Raw genomic sequence first — 308 nt, forward strand, 5'->3', positions numbered from 1 at the left:
GTTCCTCAGCGTTCCGGTCATGCTGGGCACATTAGGCGGCATTGGCCTGGTTGTCGGCCCAGCGGGTTTGTTATGGCTGAACCTTAAGCGCTCACCGCTACAGGGCGACGCACGGCAAAAACCGATGGATCGCGGTTTTATCCTGTTGCTGCTACTGACGAGTCTGACGGGCTTAGCGTTGTTGGCAGGCAGAGATACCTCAGGGATGGCTATTTTGCTTGCTATTCATCTTGGTGTCGTGATGGCGCTATTTCTGACCATCCCATACGGAAAATTTGCCCACGGATTTTACCGTTGTGCGGCATTAC

Annotated in this window: 1 pseudogene; it reads left to right on the forward strand. The window is 53.9% G+C overall.

Annotated features, from left to right (window positions below):
- A pseudogene (tcuB, locus tag FDX22_RS12535) lies at positions 1-308 on the forward strand (tricarballylate utilization protein TcuB); the annotation flags it as partial.

Source organism: Citrobacter sp. TBCS-14, assembly GCF_005280805.1.
GTDB lineage: Bacteria > Pseudomonadota > Gammaproteobacteria > Enterobacterales > Enterobacteriaceae > Citrobacter > Citrobacter gillenii.